Genomic DNA, 4,837 nt, shown 5'->3' with positions numbered 1-4,837 from the left:
AAATAATTGGTAATTAAAAAATGGCTGGTTTATTGGAGAGGGAGAAAAAATATGCAGAATAAAAAATGGAATTCTCGTATTGTATGTGCTCATGCTTTTACAATTCTTATATGGGGGACAGCTTTTCCAGGAATTCGTATGGGCCTTGAAGCTTACACGCCTGAACACCTCACATTGCTACGATTATTAATAGCTTCTTTGATTCTTCTACTGTTTTCGTTTATATACAAATTACGTTTACCTGACTTAAAAGACATTCCAGTAATTTTTATATTTGGCGCTCTAGGATTTACTATTTATCATATTGCGCTGAACTACGGTGAAAAGAGTGTAAATGCTGGACCTGCTAGTTTAATTGTATCTGTAACACCTATATTAACTGCAATTCTTGCTTCTGTTTTTTTAAATGAAAAAATGAAATTAAATGGGTGGATCGGTGGTGTAATTAGTTTAGTAGGAATTACTTTTTTATCATTAAATCAAGGAGATTCCATTCAATTGAATAGTGGGGTATTCCTAATATTATTAGCGGCATTTTCAGAAAGCCTATTTTTCGTTTTCCAAAAGTCGTACTTGAAAAAGTATGGTTTCTTGCCATTTACAATATATACAATTTGGTCTGGTACTGTATGTATGCTTATTTTTTTACCTGGGATTTATGAAGAAATCGTAGCAGCTCCTATAGAAATCACTTTGAGCGTTATATATTTAGGTGTGTTTCCGACAGTCCTTCCGTACATTGCATTAGCATATATTACATCCTATGCCGGTGCATCTGAGGCAACAAGCTCTCTATATTTAACACCAGTAACTGCATGCTTTATCGCTTGGGTATGGTTAGGTGAGGTGCCAAGCTTTGTTTCGATAATTGGAGGGATAATTACTATACTTGGAGTTGTGATTGCTCATTTAACATTTAAAAAAGATAATTATAAGCAAATCGAGAGCGAAAAAGTATGGTAAGACTTTTCTGCGAGTAGTTGCAATTTGAAAGTAACAATATTGAACTAATATAGGGGGGTTAATATAGATATAATGGAAAATATCTATATTAAAATGTAATAGTCCAGCATTTGTACGGAATTCAATTATACTGTTAGATGATTACCAGAGTAAGAACTAGTATAATACTAGTTCTTTTTATCGACACACTACTCACTATTAATATTTGCTTAGAATTGTATAGATTTAAATTTTTTCCACATATACATAATTATCTTACCTATGAAAGGGGAACGTTTCTTGAAGAAAGTTTTATTTTTCGGAGACCCAGGTATTGATGATTCATTTGCAATTATGTACGGATTACTACATCCTGAAATTGAAATTGTTGGTATCGTAACTGGATATGGAAATGTTGAACATATACATGCCGCTCATAACGCAGCTTATATTTTACAATTAGCAAACAGACAAGATATTCCTGTAATTAGCGGGGCAACAAAGCCACTTACAAATGAAATTACAACGTATTACCCTGAAATTCATGGGCCAGAAGGATTAGGACCCATACATGTACCGGAAAGTGTGTTATCTATTCCGATATACAATTTTGGTAGTATTGCGGCGATTCTTGTAAAGTATGGAGAAGATTTAACAATTGTCGATGTAGGAAGATCTACCTCGTTAGCAATTGCGTTTAATTTATGGAATGACTTGATGTTAAATGTAAAAGGAATTTGTTTTATGGGTGGTGTCTTTTTAGAAGCAGGGAATGTTACTCCATTAGCAGAGGCAAACGTGTACGGAGATCCTATAGCAAGTCAAATTGTATTTCAGCAAGCGAAAAATTTAACGTTATTCCCTTTAAATGTAACAAATAAAACAGTTTTAACCCCAAATGTATTTACTTATATTTTAGCTAATACAAAAAATTCATTTAAGCCAATTATGAAACCAATGTACGATTATTATTTATCAGCATACCAAAAGCTCAATCCATCTATTGAAGGGCCATTATTACACGATGTACTTGCTATAAGCGGTTTGGTGAATCCTACATTTTTAAATTATACATCCCGAAAAGTGACTGTAGATATATGCGGCGAAACGAAGGGACAAACTTTTGCTGATTTTCGCCCACACTCTAAATCTGAAGGGGCGCGTATAGCGTTACAATTAGATGAGGAAAAATTTATTCAGGATTTTATGAAAATCATGTTATAAGTTGATGTCGAAAAAGGGAATCATTTCACACCGTTGAATATAAAAGATAAATTCTCTTTTTAAAGGAGCTTAATATAATGAACGTCCAATTAAAAATTGTTACGAGAGAAAATTGGGAAGATGCATTAAAGTTACAAGTTAAAGAAAGTCAATTGCAATTTGTTCCGGCAGTGGCAGTATCACTTGCTAAAGTATACATAAAACCAGATGGTGAAAATGTCGAATATATTCCACTCGCTATATATGATGGTGACCTTATAGTCGGTTTTATTATGCATGCTTTTGTACGTGGGTCAACAGATATGTATTGGATTAACGGATTTATCGTTGATGAAAAAGAGCAAGGAAAAGGATATGGAAAAGCAGCATTACAGGAAATCATTAACTTAATAAAAAATAACTTTAAAGAGTGTGAGGAAATTAGATTAACTGTCCATAAAGATAATATTTCTGCAAAGAAACTATATGAATGTTATGGTTTTAAACCATTAGGAAATGTATATGACGGTGAGGAAGTATATCGCTTATTGTTGTTGAATTAAAGATGTGCGATTTTCAATAAAGTTATATCGTGTATTTATAGTGAAAAGGTGAAGAACATCTAGAATTGAAAGATCGATTAAGAAACTGATTAGAAACAATAAGTTGTTTCGTTAAAGGGCCCTATTGCGGAGAATTGGTTTTACTAATCCATATAAATTATCGCAAACTGAATTCACGCAATTATTTAAACATTTTATTATAAAACAGTATTTATATATACTTAAACTATCATTAATAAAAACATCAATGGAGGAACTATTATGGAAGAGAGCAATAAAAAAGAGTTGTCACTAGAGCAACGTGAAGAATTAATACAAACATTGAAAGATCGTTTTGAGAATAACATGAATCGTCATAAAGGGCTAGAATGGGCTAATGTTCAATCAAATTTGGATGCTAATACTGAAAAGTTGTGGTCGCTCAATGAAATGGAAAAAAACTGGCGGAGAACCTGATGTTGTTGATTTTGATAAAGAAAAAGGCGAATACATTTTTTATGATTGTTCAGCAGAAAGTCCTAAAGGCCGTAGAAGTGTTTGTTATGACCTTGAAGCGCTAGAATCAAGAAAGAAACATAAACCAGAAAATAACGCTTTCGATATGGCAACTACTATGGGCATTGAACTATTAACGGAAGAAGAATATCGGGCGTTGCAAAATATTGGGAATTTCGATTTGAAGACATCGAGTTGGGTGCAAACACCTTCTGATATTAGAGAACTTGGCGGTGCCCTTTTTTGCGATTATCGCTTTGGACACGTCTTTGTGTATCACAATGGGGCAGAATCTTACTATGCCGCAAGAGGCTTTCGTGGTTCGTTAAGAGTCTAAAATTTGTACAGGCAGGTAAATTTGAAATAGAGAATAGATTTGCTTAGGGAAAAGTAGTGATTGCATACTTTAGCTACGGCTTCGATTTTGAGGCCGCAAAGAATAGGGCTAATCAAACCTTATTGTAAAAGAATGAATCAACTAAAAATATTAAGAGTATGTTTCGATGATTTATTTTCATAAACATACTCTTTTTTAGAATCGTTTATCAAGATTATTAGTTTCAATTAAATTGTAAACGAGAACATGTAAAATGTTATCTTCCAGTTATTAATAATGTTCATCCATATGAAGCACCTATGATTTATATTATCCCGCTTTTAAATGACAATTTTTGAGCAAGTATAAAGTGAATGATTAGGAGGAATACAAAATGAAAAGTAAATTCCATCATATTGTACGAGCTATCATGATAAAAGATGAAAAATTACTAGTCGCTGAATATATAGGACATCACTATTTTTTACCCGGTGGCCACGTTGAAACCGGTGAATCAGCAGAGAATGCACTAATAAGAGAGTTGCGAGAAGAACTTGGAGTAACTTGCAGTATAAAACAATTTTTAGGCGTCATAGAAAATCAATGGAAAACCAAAGAAACGCTCCACCATGAAATTAACCACATTTTTGAGATAGATTCAAATGAGTTAAAATCCGATTTTACTCCAATATCTAAAGAGTCCCATTTAGCATTTCACTGGATTGATTTTAATAAAGAGAATATAAACTCCTATACAATAATGCCGACACCTTCAGTAAATGAATTACTAGAAAGAAAATTAAATGACGAACTATTAACTTGCTGGATTAGTAACTTTTAAATGTCTCTATTTATATAAATTACGTCCACTGAAAAGATATAAAGAAAATAGGCTTATAAACAAGGTACATCACCTAATGTAAAGTCATATTTTGTTGATGTACGCATTTAGTCTATAGCCTTATTTCTACTTTATTTATAAAAGTAAATATACTTAGGAATTTGGACGGAATTTATATTTATAAATGGAGGTTTTTCTAATGAATGAGTTTCAACAAGAACTGCAATCATTAAACCTTAATGATTATCAACCTGGTAATGTAGTGTATTGGGATCACCAACAAAATCAATATCCATATTATTACATCCAAGATGATGCACGTCGTTGCGGTGGTTGCGGCGGACGTTGTGGTGGATGTGGCGGTAGATGCGGTGGTTGTGGCGGCGGACGTTGTGGTGGTTGTGGCGGTTGCGTAGGTTGTTTCAGTTGCTTTAATTGCTGGAGCTGGTGGATTATTTAGGTATTACAAATCAATAA

Annotated in this window: 5 protein-coding genes and 2 pseudogenes; all 7 read left to right on the top strand. The window is 33.2% G+C overall.

Features of this window, described 5'->3' with window-relative positions; genetic code table 11:
- Positions 1 to 51: 51 nt before the first annotated feature.
- The gene (locus KI356_RS14610; RefSeq protein ID WP_097829289.1) at positions 52 to 963 is read left to right on the top strand and encodes a DMT family transporter; all 912 of its coding nucleotides are present in this window, start codon (positions 52 to 54) and stop codon (positions 961 to 963) included.
- Between the two features lie 279 nt (positions 964 to 1,242).
- Complete coding sequence (locus KI356_RS14605) at positions 1,243 to 2,166, top strand: nucleoside hydrolase (protein ID WP_097829288.1); 924 nt, start codon at positions 1,243 to 1,245, stop codon at positions 2,164 to 2,166.
- A 77-nt stretch (positions 2,167 to 2,243) separates the two neighbouring features.
- Entirely contained in the window at positions 2,244 to 2,708 is a 465-nt protein-coding gene (locus KI356_RS14600) for a GNAT family N-acetyltransferase (RefSeq protein ID WP_097829287.1), read from the top strand.
- A gap of 261 nt (positions 2,709 to 2,969) precedes the next feature.
- Positions 2,970 to 3,540, top strand: a pseudogene (locus KI356_RS14595) (DUF4256 domain-containing protein).
- Between the two features lie 224 nt (positions 3,541 to 3,764).
- Positions 3,765 to 3,878: pseudogene (locus KI356_RS28195) on the top strand (cytochrome C biogenesis protein); the annotation flags it as partial.
- A gap of 35 nt (positions 3,879 to 3,913) precedes the next feature.
- The gene (locus tag KI356_RS14590) at positions 3,914 to 4,360 is read left to right on the top strand and encodes an NUDIX domain-containing protein (RefSeq protein WP_212935750.1); all 447 of its coding nucleotides are present in this window, start codon (positions 3,914 to 3,916) and stop codon (positions 4,358 to 4,360) included.
- A 199-nt stretch (positions 4,361 to 4,559) separates the two neighbouring features.
- The gene (locus KI356_RS14585; RefSeq protein WP_212935749.1) at positions 4,560 to 4,820 is read left to right on the top strand and encodes a heterocycloanthracin/sonorensin family bacteriocin; all 261 of its coding nucleotides are present in this window, start codon (positions 4,560 to 4,562) and stop codon (positions 4,818 to 4,820) included.
- Positions 4,821 to 4,837: the final 17 nt, after the last annotated feature.

Origin of the sequence: Bacillus hominis (genome assembly GCF_018332515.1) — a bacterium.
Taxonomy (GTDB): Bacteria; Bacillota; Bacilli; order Bacillales; family Bacillaceae_G; genus Bacillus_A; species Bacillus_A hominis.
Note: the sequence above shows the minus strand (reverse complement) of the source record. Positions and strands in the feature narration are given on the sequence as shown.